Annotated in this window: 16 protein-coding genes and 1 pseudogene; 14 read left to right on the top strand and 3 right to left on the bottom strand. The window is 65.2% G+C overall.

Going from position 1 to position 13,562, the window contains the following annotated elements:
- Window position 1 precedes the first annotated feature (1 nt).
- Genes QX073_RS00080 through soxA form a run of 6 tightly spaced genes read left to right on the top strand, consistent with a single transcriptional unit; the run spans window position 2 to window position 5,539 of the window.
- Window positions 2–2,185, top strand: a complete 2,184-nt coding sequence (locus QX073_RS00080; RefSeq protein ID WP_316225088.1) for a xanthine dehydrogenase family protein molybdopterin-binding subunit — start codon at window positions 2–4, stop codon at window positions 2,183–2,185.
- Between the two features lie 55 nt (window positions 2,186–2,240).
- Window positions 2,241–3,518, top strand: a complete 1,278-nt coding sequence (locus QX073_RS00075; protein ID WP_316225571.1) for an NAD(P)/FAD-dependent oxidoreductase — start codon at window positions 2,241–2,243, stop codon at window positions 3,516–3,518.
- Entirely contained in the window at window positions 3,505–3,948 is a 444-nt protein-coding gene (gene soxX, locus QX073_RS00070) for a sulfur oxidation c-type cytochrome SoxX (RefSeq protein ID WP_315826431.1), read from the top strand. The genes QX073_RS00075 and soxX overlap by 14 nt, the downstream gene beginning before the upstream one ends.
- Window positions 3,949–3,954: 6 nt before the next feature.
- Window positions 3,955–4,443: a SoxY-related AACIE arm protein gene (locus QX073_RS00065; protein WP_316191794.1), complete on the top strand. Its 489-nt coding sequence runs from the start codon at window positions 3,955–3,957 to the stop codon at window positions 4,441–4,443.
- Entirely contained in the window at window positions 4,443–4,763 is a 321-nt protein-coding gene (gene soxZ / locus QX073_RS00060; protein WP_315715681.1) for a thiosulfate oxidation carrier complex protein SoxZ, read from the top strand. The genes QX073_RS00065 and soxZ overlap by 1 nt, the downstream gene beginning before the upstream one ends.
- The gene (gene soxA / locus QX073_RS00055; protein WP_316225087.1) at window positions 4,763–5,539 is read left to right on the top strand and encodes a sulfur oxidation c-type cytochrome SoxA; all 777 of its coding nucleotides are present in this window, start codon (window positions 4,763–4,765) and stop codon (window positions 5,537–5,539) included. Before soxZ ends, soxA begins: the two co-directional genes overlap by 1 nt.
- A 131-nt stretch (window positions 5,540–5,670) precedes the next feature.
- On the opposite strand, the gene QX073_RS00050 is transcribed toward soxA, so the two are convergent.
- Entirely contained in the window at window positions 5,671–6,630 is a 960-nt protein-coding gene (locus tag QX073_RS00050) for a LysR family transcriptional regulator (RefSeq protein WP_315826433.1), read from the bottom strand.
- A gap of 101 nt (window positions 6,631–6,731) precedes the next feature.
- Between QX073_RS00050 and QX073_RS00045 the strand changes: the two genes are divergently transcribed.
- The 3 genes from QX073_RS00045 (at window position 6,732) to QX073_RS00035 (ending at window position 8,295) form a co-directional block, all read left to right on the top strand.
- The gene (locus tag QX073_RS00045) at window positions 6,732–7,169 is read left to right on the top strand and encodes a DoxX family protein (RefSeq protein ID WP_315758466.1); all 438 of its coding nucleotides are present in this window, start codon (window positions 6,732–6,734) and stop codon (window positions 7,167–7,169) included.
- Between the two features lie 63 nt (window positions 7,170–7,232).
- A complete protein-coding gene (locus QX073_RS00040; protein WP_316204120.1) occupies window positions 7,233–7,697 on the top strand; it encodes a hypothetical protein in 465 nt (154 codons plus the stop codon).
- 106 nt (window positions 7,698–7,803) lie between these two features.
- On the top strand, window positions 7,804–8,295 hold the full coding sequence (locus QX073_RS00035; RefSeq protein ID WP_315758542.1) for a TlpA disulfide reductase family protein: 492 nt from the start codon (window positions 7,804–7,806) through the stop codon (window positions 8,293–8,295).
- A gap of 52 nt (window positions 8,296–8,347) precedes the next feature.
- Here the strand turns inward: QX073_RS00035 and QX073_RS00030 are convergent, their stop codons facing one another.
- Both QX073_RS00030 and QX073_RS00025 read right to left on the bottom strand, forming a co-directional pair.
- On the bottom strand, window positions 8,348–10,003 hold the full coding sequence (locus QX073_RS00030; protein ID WP_316204122.1) for a regulator: 1,656 nt from the start codon (window positions 10,001–10,003) through the stop codon (window positions 8,348–8,350).
- A gap of 75 nt (window positions 10,004–10,078) precedes the next feature.
- Complete coding sequence (locus tag QX073_RS00025) at window positions 10,079–10,765, bottom strand: isochorismatase family cysteine hydrolase (protein ID WP_315826436.1); 687 nt, start codon at window positions 10,763–10,765, stop codon at window positions 10,079–10,081.
- Between the two features lie 476 nt (window positions 10,766–11,241).
- Here QX073_RS00025 and QX073_RS34375 point away from each other — a divergent pair.
- From QX073_RS34375 to QX073_RS00005, 5 genes and pseudogenes are all read left to right on the top strand, one after another.
- Window positions 11,242–11,349 (top strand): annotated as a pseudogene (locus tag QX073_RS34375) (CBS domain-containing protein); the annotation flags it as partial.
- A gap of 118 nt (window positions 11,350–11,467) precedes the next feature.
- Window positions 11,468–11,575 carry a CBS domain-containing protein gene (locus QX073_RS34370; protein WP_410052358.1) on the top strand — a complete coding sequence of 36 codons (108 nt, stop codon included), beginning with the start codon at window positions 11,468–11,470 and terminating at the stop codon, window positions 11,573–11,575.
- Window positions 11,576–11,850: 275 nt separating this feature from the next.
- Window positions 11,851–12,312: an energy transducer TonB gene (locus QX073_RS00015; protein ID WP_316225084.1), complete on the top strand. Its 462-nt coding sequence runs from the start codon at window positions 11,851–11,853 to the stop codon at window positions 12,310–12,312.
- Between the two features lie 79 nt (window positions 12,313–12,391).
- Window positions 12,392–12,862: a DUF4304 domain-containing protein gene (locus tag QX073_RS00010; protein WP_316225570.1), complete on the top strand. Its 471-nt coding sequence runs from the start codon at window positions 12,392–12,394 to the stop codon at window positions 12,860–12,862.
- Between the two features lie 202 nt (window positions 12,863–13,064).
- Window positions 13,065–13,466 carry an Imm1 family immunity protein gene (locus tag QX073_RS00005; RefSeq protein ID WP_315825728.1) on the top strand — a complete coding sequence of 134 codons (402 nt, stop codon included), beginning with the start codon at window positions 13,065–13,067 and terminating at the stop codon, window positions 13,464–13,466.
- Window positions 13,467–13,562 lie beyond the last annotated feature (96 nt).

The raw sequence follows: 13,562 nt of genomic DNA, 5'->3' as shown, positions 1-13,562 counted from the left end.
CATGAACCAGCATGTGACGCCGCGCCTCGACCGCCGCGCCTTCGTCATCGGCACCGCCGCGCTCGGCGGCGGCCTCGCCCTCGGCCTCGATATCCCCTTCGGCGGCCCGCAGGTGGTGCGCGCAGCCGATGGCTCACCCGAGGTCAATGCATGGGTCGTCGTCCGGCCCGACGACACCGTGGTGATCCGCATCGCCCGCTCGGAAATGGGCCAGGGCTCGCTGACCGGGCTCGCCCAGCTCGTCGCGGAGGAGCTTGCCTGCGACTGGAGCAAGGTCACGACCGAATATCCGACGCCCGGCCAGAACGTCGCCCGCAAGCGCGTGTGGGGCGATTTCTCCACCGGCGGCAGCCGCGGCATCCGCTCGTCGCAGGACTACGTCCGCAAGGGCGGTGCCGCCGCGCGCATGATGCTGATCCAGGCGGCCGCCGACGAATGGAAGGTTCCGGCGGCCGAATGCACCGCCGCCAACAGCGTCATCACCCACAAGGCGTCGGGCCGCACGACGACCTACGGCAAGGTGGCGGAAGCCGCCGCGAAGCTGACGCCGCCTGCCGACGTCAAGCTGAAGGATCCGAAGGACTGGACCCTGATCGGCAAGGGCGTGAGACGGCTCGACACTGCCGACAAGGTCACCGGCGCGATGATCTACGGCGCCGACATGAAGCTGCCGAACATGCTCAACGCCGCGATCAAGGACTGTCCGGTCACCGGCGGCAAGCTGAAGAGCTATGACGAGGCCAAGATCGCCGGCATGAAGGGCGTCAAGAAGGTGGTGGCGATCGATGGCACCGCCGTGGCCGTGGTCGCCGACACCTGGTGGCACGCGAAGACCGCGCTCGATGCGCTGCCGATCGTGTGGGACGAAGGCGAGAACGCCAAGGTCTCCTCGGCCTCGATCGCCAAATGGCTCGCGGAAGGATTGGAGTCCGGCCCCGCCTTTGTCGGCAACGAGAACGGCGACGCCAAGGCGGCGCTCGCGAGCGCCGTCAGGAAGGTCGAGGCCGTCTACAACTATCCCTATCAGAACCACGCCACGATGGAGCCGATGAACGCCACGGCGCTCTACACGCCCGAGCGATGCGAGGTGTGGTGCGGCACGCAGAACGGCGAGGCGGCGTTCGCCGCGGTGCTGGAAGCCTCAGGGCTGACCGCCGACAAATGCGAGGTGCACAAGCTGATCCTCGGCGGCGGCTTTGGCCGGCGCGGCCAGACCGACTATGTCCGCCAGGCGGTGAAGATCGCCAAGGAAATGCCGGGCACGCCGATCAAGCTGTTGTGGTCGCGCGAGGAGGACATGACCCACGGCCGCTATCACCCGATCACGCAGTGCAAGCTGACCGGCGGCTTCGACGCCGACAACAATCTGACGGCGCTGCACATGCGCATCTCCGGCCAGTCGATCCTGTTCAGCCTGCGGCCCGACGCGCTGGTCAACGGCAAGGACCCCGCGACCTTCCAGGGGCTCGCACCATCGGGCGAAGCCACGATCGGCTACTCCGTGCCGAATTTGCTGATCGAACACGCGATGCGCAACCCGCACATCAATCCGGGCTTCTGGCGCGGCGTCAACGTGAACCAGAACGCGATCTATCTCGAATGCTTCATGGACGAGCTCGCCGATGCGGCCGGCCAGGATCCGCTGGACTTCCGCCGCAAGCTGATGGCCGATCATCCCAAGCATCTCGCGGTGCTCAACGCTGTCGCGGAGAAGATCGGCTGGGGCACGCCGGCGCCGGACGGCGTGTCCCGTGGCCTCGCTCAACTGCACGGCTATGGCAGCTACGTCGCGGGTGCTGCCGAGATCTCGGTGATCGACGGCAGCAAGATCAAGATCCACCGCATCGTCGCCTCGACCGATCCCGGCTACGTCGTCAACCCGGCGCAGGTGGAGCGGCAGATCGCCGGCTCGTTCGTCTACGGCCTCTCGGCGCTGTTCTACGGCGGCTGCACCGTGAAGGACGGACGGATCGTCGAGACCAACTTCGACAGCTACAACTCGATGCGCATCGCCGAGATGCCGAAGGTGGAAGCGATCATGATCCCGAGCGGCGGCTTCTGGGGCGGCGTCGGCGAGCCGACCATCGGCGTCGCCGCGCCCGCCGTGCTGAATGCGTATTTTGCCGCCACTGGGAAACGCATCCGCTCGTTGCCACTGCGCGACCAGAACATCACCTTCGCATGACCCGCGTGGCGGCGGCCGTTGGGAACAATGGCTGGCGCCGTGCTATTGCAGGATGATGACGATGTCCCGGCAGCGCACGCGCAGAGAGGTCGGCGGCCTGATCGCGGCGTCAGTTGCCATGATCGCCGCCCCTGCCGTGCTGCGCGCACAAGCGATGGCGCGCGTCGTCGTGATCGGCGGCGGCTTCGGCGGCGCCAGTTGCGCCCGCGCGCTGCGCCAAGCCGATGGCAAGCTCGACGTCACCCTGGTCGAGGCCAACACGACCTTCACGGCGTGTCCGCTCAGCAACGAGGTCATCGCTAGCCTGCGCGATATCAGTGCCCAGCAGTTCGGCTATGACAAGATCGCAGCCGAAGGCGTGAGCACTGTGCTGCGGGCGGCCACGGCGGTCGATGCGCCCGCCCACAAGGTCACGTTCGCCGACGGCAGCGCGCTGGCCTATGACCGCCTCGTGCTGGCGCCCGGCATCGACCTCGATTTCACAGCCCTGCAAGGCTACGACGAGGCCGCCTCCGCGGTCATGCCGCACGCCTACAAGGCCGGCGAGCAGACGCTGCTGCTGCGGACGCAGATCGAGGCGATGCCGGATGGCGGCACCGTCGCGATCGCCGTCCCGGCCAATCCGTCGCGCTGTCCGCCCGCGCCTTACGAACGCGCCAGCCTGATCGCGCATTATCTCAAGGCGCACAAGCCGAGGTCGAAGGTGCTGATCCTCGATGCCAAGGACAGCTTCTCGCAGCAGAAGCTGTTCGAGCAGGCGTGGCAGCAGCTCTACCCCGGCGTGATCGAACGCATTCCGCTGTCGCAGGGCGGCCGCGTCACCGGCGTCGAGATCGCCACGCGTACCGTTGTCACCGAGTTCGGCAATTACAATCCCGATGTGACCAACATCATCCCGCCGCAGAAGGCCGGCCGCATTGCCGCCCTCGCCGGCGCAGCCGACCGCACCGGCTGGTGCCCGATCGATGCCGCGACCTTCGCCTCGAAGCTCGTCCCCGACGTCCATGTCATCGGCGACGCCTGTCTTGGCGGCGGCATCCCGAAATCGGCCGGCGCCGCCCAGGCGCAGGGCAAGGCGTGTGCGGCCGTGATCGTGCGCGATCTGACGGGACGGCGGTCGGAGCCGCCGCCGCTGACCGGCATCTGTTACAGCATCGTCGCGCCGGACGACGCGTTCTCGCTCGCCGGCGTCTACCAGCCCAAGGGAGACATCTTCGCCGAGATCGAGGGCGGACGGGCCAGCCCGGTCGACGCATCGCGCGAGACGCGCGCGCGTGAGGCCGCCGCCGCGACGGCCTGGTTCAAGGCGCTGACCCACGATGCCTTCGGCTAGCCTTGTCATCGCCGCGCTCGTGGCCGCCCTGCCCGCCGCTGTCGCGGCGCAGACACTCGCGCCCGCTACGATCACCGGCGACGGCATCGCCTCGTCCCTCACCGGACGGCCTGGCGACGCCACCCGCGGCCGCGCACTCGTCCTCGCGCGCAGCTCGACCTGCATCCTCTGTCACTCCGGCCCGTTTCCGGAAGCGCGCTTCCAGGGCGATCTCGCACCCAGCCTTGCCGGGGCCGGCAGCCGTTCAACGATCCCGCAGCTCCGCTTGCGGCTGGTCGATGCCTCCAGGCTCAATCCGGAAACGATCATGCCGTCCTATTATCGCATTGACGGGCTGACGCGCGTCGGTTCCGCCTGGCGCGACAAGCCGATCCTGTCGGCAGAGCAGATCGAAGACATCGTCGCCTATCTCGCGACCTTGCGCGAGTGAGCCCATATGACCGGCATGTTCGAACCGTCCCACATGTCCCGCCGCCACCTGCTGCAACTGGCGGGAACGCTGACCGCCGCGGGCGCGCTGCCGCTGATCACGGTCCGGCCTGCGCAGGCGACCCCGGCGATGCTGGCGTCGGCGATCCGCAACCTCGTCGGCGAGGCAAAGGTGAACGCCGGCAAGATCCGATTAGACATCCCGCCGCTGGTCGAGAACGGCAACACCGTGCCGATGACCGTCAGCGTCGATCACCCGATGACGCCTGACGATTTCGTCAAGAGCATCCACGTCTTCAACGAGAAGAACCCGCAGCCCAACGTCGCCAGCTTTCACCTGATGGCGAGCGCCGGCCGCGCCCAGGTCACGACGCGCATCCGGCTCGCCGACACCCAGAAGGTCGTGGCGATCGCAAGGCTCTCCGACGGCTCGTTCTGGTCGGCGAGCGTCGACGTCATCGTGACCTTGGCCGCCTGCACCGAGGAGATGCCGTGATGCCTGCCGCCCTCGTCAACGTTCCCGCCAAGGCCAAGCGCGGCGCCGTCATCGAGATCAAGACGCTGATGAGCCACGTCATGGAGCCGGGCTATCGCCATACGGCCGCAGGCGAAGCCATCCCGCGCGACATCATCACCAGCTTCACCTGCCGCTTCAACGGCACCGAGATCTTTCGCGCCGATCTCTATCCGGCCATCGCGGCCAATCCGTTCCTGTCGTTCTTCACCACGGCTACCGAGAGCGGCCGCTTCGAGTTCGAATGGATCGGCGACAACGGGTTCGTCGCCACCACCGCCGCCGCGATCACGATCGAATGATGCGGTCTGCGTTTCTCACTGTCGTCACGGCAATCGTCCTGACCTTGCCCGTGCTTGCCGGCGAGATCGCTGAGTCCGAGCGCCGCTCCGGCTATGACTTCATGTCGTCGGACACCAGGGCGATGCAGGACGACGACACCGCCAATCCGGCGATGCTGTCGGTGCTCGACGGTGAGGCGCTGTGGACGACGAAGGCAGGCACGGCCAACAAGGCGTGCGGCGATTGTCATGGCCCGGTCGATGTCAGCATGAAGGGCGTCGCCGCGCGCTATCCCGCCTTCAATGCCACCAGCGGTGCGCCGGTCGATCTCGGCCAGCGCGTCAATCTCTGCCGCAAACAGCATCAGGAGGCGGCGCCGTTCGCAGCAGAGAGCCGCGAGCTGCTGGCACTGACGGCGCTGATCGCGAAGCAATCGCGCGGGATGCCGATCACCGCTGGCGACGATCCGCGGCTCCAGCCCTTCATCGCGCGCGGTCGCGAGCTATTTTTCCAGCGGCAGGGCCAGCTCAATCTCGCCTGCACCAATTGTCACGATGACAATTGGCGCAAGCATCTCGCCGGCTCCGCGATCACGCAGGGACAGCCGACGGGCTATCCGATCTACCGGCTGGAATGGCAAGGCATGGGCTCGCTGCAGCGCCGCCTGCGCGGCTGCATGACCGGGGTGCGCGCCCAGGCTTACGATTTCGACGCCCCCGACATGATCGCGCTGGAGCTGTATCTGATGTCCCGGGCGCAAGGGATGCCGGTGGAGGCGCCGGCGGTGCGGCCGTGAGCGGGCAAGGTCTCGCGAGCTATCAGGCAGTCGTTCGAGCTTGCAGAACGCCGCTTACGAACGAGCCGTGCCATGGGTTACGCGTCATGGCCGGCCATGACGGCATAGAGACCTCCGGCGACCCAATATGCTCAAGACCCTGCCTTCCGTCCCTTTCTCATCCCCGCCGCAGTCGGATCGATCGCGGCCAGAGGTCCGTCCGAGGCCTGCTTCATCAGGGGATCGGCGGCGATGAAGTCGATGAAGGTGCGGACCTTGGCGGAGAGATATTTTCGGCTCGGATAGACCGCCATCAGCGGCGCTTTGATCGTCAGCATCTCCGGCAGCACCGTCTCGAGCCGGCCGCTGGCGAGGTCGTCGGCCATCAGCCAGCGCGGCAGCACCGCCATGCCCATGCCGGCGACAGCGGCGTGATGCAGGAGCGTCTCGTTGGCGCTGATCAGCACCTCGTTGAAGTTGACCGTCACCTCGCCGTCCACGGTCGGCAGGATCATGGCCCGCAGCGGGTACAACGCGTATTTCAGCATTGCATGGCCATTGAGATCGGCCACCGCCTTCGGCCGCCCGGCGGCGGCGAGATAGCTCGGCGCGGCGACGAGCTGCATCAGCACCGGCGACAGCGGCCGCGCGATCAGCCCATCGCCGGGCGTGGCCGAGACGCGCAGCGCCAGATCAAACCCCTCGTCGACGAGATTGACCAGGCGTCCGCTGAGATCGAGATCGATCACCACGTCCGGATAGCGTGCGCGGTACGCCGCGAGCGTGCCGGCAAACAGCGGATTGGCGAACCATACTGGCGCGCTGACCTTCAGGGTGCCGCGCGGGATCACGGTCGCCTTGCTGACGACGGCCTCGACCTCGTCGAGAGACTCCAGCATCGGCCGCACCTGGTCGAAATAGACTTGGCCGGCCTCGGTCAGGCCGACCCGCCGGCTGGTGCGGTTGAGCAGCCGGGTCGAGAGCCGCTGCTCCAGCTGCATGACATGCTTGGAGGCCATCGCCGCCGAAAGCCCCAGGCGATCGGCGGCGGCCGCGAAGCTCTTGAGCTCCGCGACCTGGCAGAACACCCGAATACTGACCAGCGTATCCACTTATCATCAACCCATAGAAAATGATGGCTTAACGAAAAGCATAATGATCAAACCAGAAGAAATTATCAATGTCGGGCACCTTTTCATTTGGAGCTCCGACCATGTCCAGCACCGCATCGACCACCGATCTCAGCCCACTCCAGCCGCCGCTGGCGCTGCGCATCGGCCTGTGGGTCGCCCAGACCCTGCTCTTCGCCCTGTTCTGCTTCGCCGGCGTCACCAAGGTCTTCACCCCGATCGAGGAACTCGCCCAGATGATGCCGTGGACCGGCGAATATTCGGTGGCCTTCGTCCGCACCATCGGCCTGATCGATCTGGCTGGCGGGCTCGGCATCCTGCTGCCGTCGCTGACCCGCATCATGCCGCGCCTGACCGTGCTGGCCGCGATCGGCTGTGCCACGCTACAGGTGTTCGCGTTCGCCTTCCACATCTCCCGCGGCGAAGCGGCAGTCACGCCCTTGAACATCCTGCTGCTGGCACTGTCGCTGTTCGTACTGTGGGGCCGCAACGGCAAGGCGCCGATCGCGCCGCGCGGCTGATCCGAGCATCGCCGGCGCTGGCCATCCAGCGCCGGCGCATCGCGTGCTTTGAAGGAAGCCATGATGAGCGAACCGATCCCTGACGTGTCGCGCCGCGGCTTTCTCGCTGGCGCGACGGCCCTCGGCGCCCCAGCCCCTGCCGTCCCGGCCGTCGCCCAGCATCGCGCCGGCATTGTCGTGCTGATCGACCGCAACGACCCCCATGTGATGGGTCACGCCATCAGCTATTCCGGCAATCTGACGCGGCATTTCGCCAGTCTCGGACAGACCCCCGCGATCGAGGTCGTCGCCAACGGCACCGGCATCGACGTATTTCGCGCCGACAAATCACCGCTCAAGGAGCCGCTCGCGGCGCTGCGGCAGATGTATCCGCATATCGGCTTCAGCATGTGCGCCTCGTCGAAGTCGATCGCGGAGAGCAAGGAGAGCCTCACGATCCAGCTGATCGACGGCGCCAGGCTGGTGCCGTTCGGCATCGGCCGCGTCGTCGAGCTGCAGCGCAAAGGCTGGGCCTACGTCCATGGCTGAGGCTTTGAGCGCGCCCGCACGGCGCGATCTGCTGCTGGCGGCGGCCAGCCTGCTGCTGCTGACAAGCAGGCCTGCCTGCGCCGGCGCACAGGACCCGAGCCCGCCGGTGTTCCGCAGCGGCCGCACCCAGTTCATCGTCGAGCGGCCGCGCCAGGCGCCGCCGCCGTTGAAGCTGCAGGACATGGGCGGCAAGGACGTGACGCTCGCGCCCAAGCCCGGCCATGTCACGCTGGTCAATCTCTGGGCGAGCTGGTGCGCGGCGTGCAAGGTCGACCTGCCGACTTTGGCCGGGCTCGAGCGGATGCGGATTCCGACGCTCGACGTCTGGACCATCTGCACCGACCGGCGCGACATCAAGAGCATCCGCCGCTATGCCGAGGCGATCGCGATGCCCCGCGCCTCCTACGCCGATCCGCATGCGCAAGCGACCAATCCGGCCAATGCCGATGCCTCGATCTTCGCGACGCCGGCGATGCCGATCACCTATCTGATCGGCACGACGGGATTGATTGAAGGCTATGTCACCGGGGCGGCCGAATGGCTGTCCGAGCCGGGCCAGGCGCTGCTGCGCTATTATCTCGATCAGCCGGGCGCGTGAAAATCATAACCGGCGGCCATGCCGCCGGTTGTCGTTCTCGTTGAAAAGATACCTATTCTGCCGGCGCCGCATGCATGTCGGCATGCGCCAGGTAGCTCTCGGACATGCCGAGCCGCCCCAGTGCGAACAGCCCGCCCGCGACCACGACATAGGCCAGCGCCACCGCCGGCGTCACGCCGAAGCCGCCTCCGATGCCGACCGCCTCGCCATGCATGAAGCCGAAATAGGTCATGACAGCACCCGCGAGCGCGAACGCCGCGGCCTTGGTGAAGTCGCGCTCGATCACGAAAACGCCGATCGCGCCGAGCACGAGGCCGGCGAGGATCGAGCCGCCGCCCATCACTTCGAGCCCGTGATACAGCACGCCCTGCTGCGGCAGCGCCGCGATCGCAGCGGTCTTGACCGCATCGACCTTGTCGGCCGCGAGGCCGCCGACGCTCTGCGCCGCGGCCACCGTCGAGGCCAGCATGGTGTCGATCTGCAGCTTGGCCCAGGCGGCGAGATGCGGCGTGAAGGCGAGCACGATCGCGGGCGCATGCTTGACCGGCGTGGTCTGGAACGCCTGCGCACCGATCAGCATGCCGATGTAGAGCAGGATCGGCGAAATCGCGACCACCGGCACCAGTGCCAGCAGCACCGAGATGATGCCGAGCCAGGACAGCACGATCACCATCAGCCCGGTCGCCGCGGAGTAGCCGATGCGGCCGCCCATCGCCTTCCAGCCGGGATGGCCGATATAGACCGCGTTGATGAAAGGATTGCCCATCATGCAGCCGATCAGGCTGACGATGCCGTCGGCGGTCAGCACCCGCGTGGTCGGATATTCGTCGCCCGCGGCTTCCGCGCTCTCGACGTTATCCATCGCCTCGACGAGGTCGTAGATGCCGAACGGAATCGCAGTCACCAGGATGATCCCGAGATATTCGAAGCCGGAGAACACCGTGCCGAAGGCCGGCAGCGGCACCGAGAAGCCGAAGTTCGCAAAGGCGTCGCCGACGCCCTTGACGCTGAGGCCGCCGAGCCCGAGGCCGAACAGATTGGAGCCCCACGCGATGATCATGCCGACCGCGATGGCCACGAGGCCCGCCGGCAGTCCCTTTGGATATTTGACGCCGCCGAACCAGCTCACGAGGATGATCGCGAAGCAGACCAGCCCGATCTGGGGCGTCATGTACATTTCCAGCGCCGGCCGCATCGAGATGAAGGTGACCGAGACGCCGGCGAGCGTGCCGAGCAGCGCCGCCCGCGGCGTGATCTTGCGGATGTACGGCGCGACGAAGCCGCCGATCATCAGGATGAAGCTCTGGAAGAACACCCAGACGAGGCCGGCCGACCAGCCCTTCAGCGGATCGCCGGTCTTGAGCGTGATCGGCAGCATGATCACGAAGGTGACGATGAACATATGCGGGACGCTGACGCCCGAGGGCAGCGCGCAGACGTCGCTGCGTCCGGTCTTCTGCGCCAGGCGATAGGCGAGGAAGGCGTAATACAGGGTCGACAGGCACATCATGAGGCCGAGCGCCGGCAGGATGCGGCCGAACACCAGGCTGTCCGGCATCTTCAGCACGAAGCGCAACAGCCCGGTGAGGACGAGCATGTTGACGAGGATGTTGGTGCCGAAACCGAAGAACGCGTTCCAGTCGCCGGGCGTCCACAGCACCGGCTTGAAATCCGCACTTGTCAAGCTTGCCGTCCCACTTCCGCTCATCGCCTTGCTCCCCTGTTTGCCGTCAGCGACTACATGATCGAACTCATTCGTCTCGACTCGTCTCTCAGCTCTCTCTCAGCTCATGGCCTTCAGCACCGCGGTCGACTCCGCGACCCAGCCGAAGATGCCGCCCTGCGCCTTGATCATCTTCAGGCCCATCTCGTGGAATTCCGGGAAGTAGGACGCGCAGCCGTCGGAGATGACGACGCAGCGATAGCCCCGGTCATTGGCCTCGCGCACGGTGGTGTTGACGCAGACCTCGGTGGTGACGCCGCACACCAGCAGGTTTTCGACGCCGTGATGCTTCAGCACGTCACCGAGTTCGGTGGCGTAGAAGGCGCCCTTCCCCGGCTTGTCGATCACGACCTCGCCGTCGACAGGATAGAGCGCGGGAATGATGTCGTGGCCGGCCTCGCCGCGGATGAGGATGCGCCCCATCGGACCGGGATCGCCGATGCGAAGTGACGGCGCGCCGCGCTCGACCTTGGCCGGCGGCGCGTCGGAGAGATCCGGCGCGTGCCCCTCGCGCGTATGGATCACCAGCATGCCGCTCATGCGTGCCGCCGCCAGCACGTTGGCAATCGGGACAACCGCACGGGCGAGCTGCGAGACGTCGTTGCCCAGCGTCTCGCCGAATCCACCCGGCTCCATGAAGTCGCGCTGCATGTCGATGATGACCAGCGCGGTCTTGAAGAGATCGAGCGTGATCGGCTCCGGCTCGGCCGTGATCGTAGCGGTTGCCGATGCAGATGAGTTCGCCATACCAGCCGCTTGCCTCTCCACGAGAATGCCTCGCAACAGACGAAGCAAGCGCTATGCCATTGTGTACAATCCCCGGCATCGCCGCAGGCCGGACGAAGTCCGAACTCATTCAATGACTTGAAAGGGCAGCTGACAACGGGGCGGTCGCCGGGCCGCGGGCTTCGCGAAGGCAGCGGCTCATTTCCTGGGCGGTCGATGCATGCAGCGCTCGCGCTGCGGCGCGTCCATGCGCCATTGGGTGCCCGACTCGGGAAGAACCCGCGCCGGCGGGCTAAGGTGCCGTTCCAGGCTCGCTGGACTTCTGCGATCGGCCCGAGGCCGGCGTTTCGAGAAACGTCCACCGATCTCTGCTTTTGACCCTTGACCGAGTTCGGTTCGTGGGCAGGCCGACGGCATCGGCGCGGTGCTGACGAGGTGAGATATTTCGACTATCCTGATCAAGGCAGGGCCGGACAGAGCCCACGAGAGGGAGATCGATGAGCACAGTCAGAAGCGCTCTGGCCCAGAAGAGCGGCGCCCTGATCCATGTTCGTTCCGGCGACATGGTCGTCGAAGCCTTGCGCCAGATGCGCGACAATCGGGGCCGGTCGGTGCTGGTCATCGACGACGGCGTGCTGGTCGGCATCGTCACCCAGGGTGACTGCGCCATCAAGGTGCTGCTGCCCGGGTTCGATGCGAAGCAGATGCCGGTGAGCCAGGTAAATGACGCGCGACCCGGTGACGGTCAAGCCGGACCATCCGCTGGGCGGTTGCATGGCGATGATGGCTCAGCGCAGCTTTCGCCATCTGCCCGCATTGGACGCGGCCTAGGCCGTGGGCGTGATCTCGATCGGAGACGTCGTCAAGAACATCATCCGGGATCTGGAGCACAACGTGGACGGCCTGATGGGCTACATCATGAAAGACGGTCCCGGGGGCTGACGAACGAACCGCGATACCGTCACCCCCACGTAGGTGTGCTTCTGACCCGAAGCGCCCACCCGTCCATAGCGGACGGGCGCTTTACGCGACTGCGCCGTATCGCATTCTTGGTGATGAATTATCTTTGCGTGTGATGACATCAGCTTATGAACGCGAGAATCCCCTTGCTGGCCGGCCTGTTCGTACTTCTATTGGCTTCGGCGTCTTTCTCATATGCGCAAACGGAAAGTGTCGGCGCTCAGGCAAGCGCGCTCGAAGCGTGGAAAAAGAAGATTGTCATACTGTTAGTTAGCAAGAGAACGTTTCCGCCCGGGGCGGCCGGTCAAAGTGGCACGGCCAAGGTCAAGTTTGTCATCGATCGGCAGGGAAAACTGATTTCCAGAGAACTGGTGGAAAGCACCGGCTCCGCGTTACTCGATACGGCGGCCCTCAGTATGATTGAGCGAGCGGAGCCATTTCCGGAGCCGCCCGCAGAGTTGAGCGACGATAGCTTCGCCTTTACATTACCCATCAACTTTGCAGGCGGGAAGCAGTTGCCTTGGGCAGGCGGACATTGGCCTGCTGAGTGGGTCGACGAGCAGAAGAAGATTGACGCAAAAATTCGCGGCATCTGTCGTGGCTGCTAAGGCGTGACTGAAACTCACGCGCAGCAACACTGAAGCTGCGCCATCCTGCAGCGCTTAGGTCGACTGATGGCACTCGAAGATTGGAAGAAGATCAGCGGCGTCCGTAGCCGAACTTCTCAAGAAGCGCGGATTCCGAAAGAACGGGCTGCGCTTCTCGGCCGATCGCGGCGACGCGAAGCTCCTTGTCGAGTTCCAGAGCAGCCAAATGAGCGACAAGCCCCGCCTATTGATCACGATCAACCTGAGTATACGGCTTGGCAAATTGGACCGCGACCCGAGCATCTTCCCAGGTGATGGGCACTGGCGGAAGCGAATTGGTGAGTTTATGGACAAGCCGAGCGACTATTGGTGGACATGCCGAAATAGCGAGGACGCTGTTCAGCCGGGAAAGAGGATCGCGATGTTGCTTGAGACGGCCGCTCTGCTGGAGATGGAGCATCTCGCTTCTGCCGAGGCGCTGGCCGCCCTTTGGGCGTCAGGCCAGTCACCCGGCCTCACCCAAATGCAGAGGGACGGATACCTCGCGAAAGTGGCCGGCCAGCCAACCTGACCGGACCGATTCCTATTGCGCCGACAGATCGTGCCCCATATGGCGAAGAGCAAAATTTGAGCGCAAGGTCGGTCGTGGGCCTGTCCCGAACCCTGCAGGTCGCGCCAAGGATGTCCGCTCTCGGCCCCACAGCGGACGCAATGACGGACTGCGGAGCAACGGATATTGTCCAGCCGAAGGCGGCCACCAGGGGAGCTAGATCGTGGATCTTTCGATTGTCGTTCACGATGCCGAGGAGGCCGTGCGGGTCTCAACGCTTGCAGAATTTGAAAGAGTAATCCGCATGGCTCGCGACGAAGCGCGAACGCTGGACAAGTTGAACATAATCTCCCTCCAGGCCCCAAACGGTAATGATCTTGCGTTGGTCGTGGGTGGCGACGAGACCGTCCTCGCTTTTCAGTTCGGTCACCACAATCCGCCGTACTATGTAAGTCGCGGCGATCAGTCCAGCACGCATCCGGTTATGACTTGCTACGTCGGGCTCGCTCATCACACGGAGTTTCCGCGCGAATATGTGATACCCTTTGAAAAGGGCCTAATTGCCGCTCAAGAGTTTGCTGAATCTGAGACGCTCCCGAAGTCGATAGAGTGGATGGAGACGTGATCGACTGTCCGCTTCTGGTCGATTCCGTTGAAAAAGTCGGCAGTAGTTTCGTCGTGAACGCCATCTGTTTCGAGGACGAATTGGCGCGTTGTGGTT

It is taken from the genome of Bradyrhizobium sp. SZCCHNS3052 (assembly GCF_032484495.1).
In the GTDB taxonomy this organism is placed as follows: Bacteria; Pseudomonadota; Alphaproteobacteria; order Rhizobiales; family Xanthobacteraceae; genus Bradyrhizobium.
This window is presented reverse-complemented; position numbering and strand designations above follow the sequence as displayed.

Bases quoted from the DNA above. Each gene is read 5' to 3' on its own strand.
- QX073_RS00080 (WP_316225088.1), top strand. From the start codon at position 2: ATGAACCAGCATGTGACGCCGCGCCTCGACCGCCGCGCCTTCGTCATC.
- QX073_RS00075 (WP_316225571.1), top strand. From the start codon at position 2,241: ATGACGATGTCCCGGCAGCGCACGCGCAGAGAGGTCGGCGGCCTGATC.
- soxX (WP_315826431.1), top strand. From the start codon at position 3,505: ATGCCTTCGGCTAGCCTTGTCATCGCCGCGCTCGTGGCCGCCCTGCCC.
- QX073_RS00065 (WP_316191794.1), top strand. From the start codon at position 3,955: ATGACCGGCATGTTCGAACCGTCCCACATGTCCCGCCGCCACCTGCTG.
- soxZ (WP_315715681.1), top strand. From the start codon at position 4,443: ATGCCTGCCGCCCTCGTCAACGTTCCCGCCAAGGCCAAGCGCGGCGCC.
- soxA (WP_316225087.1), top strand. From the start codon at position 4,763: ATGCGGTCTGCGTTTCTCACTGTCGTCACGGCAATCGTCCTGACCTTG.
- QX073_RS00045 (WP_315758466.1), top strand. From the start codon at position 6,732: ATGTCCAGCACCGCATCGACCACCGATCTCAGCCCACTCCAGCCGCCG.
- QX073_RS00040 (WP_316204120.1), top strand. From the start codon at position 7,233: ATGAGCGAACCGATCCCTGACGTGTCGCGCCGCGGCTTTCTCGCTGGC.
- QX073_RS00030 (WP_316204122.1), bottom strand. From the start codon at position 10,003: ATGAGCGGAAGTGGGACGGCAAGCTTGACAAGTGCGGATTTCAAGCCG.
- QX073_RS00025 (WP_315826436.1), bottom strand. From the start codon at position 10,765: ATGGCGAACTCATCTGCATCGGCAACCGCTACGATCACGGCCGAGCCG.
- QX073_RS34370 (WP_410052358.1), top strand. From the start codon at position 11,468: ATGACGCGCGACCCGGTGACGGTCAAGCCGGACCATCCGCTGGGCGGT.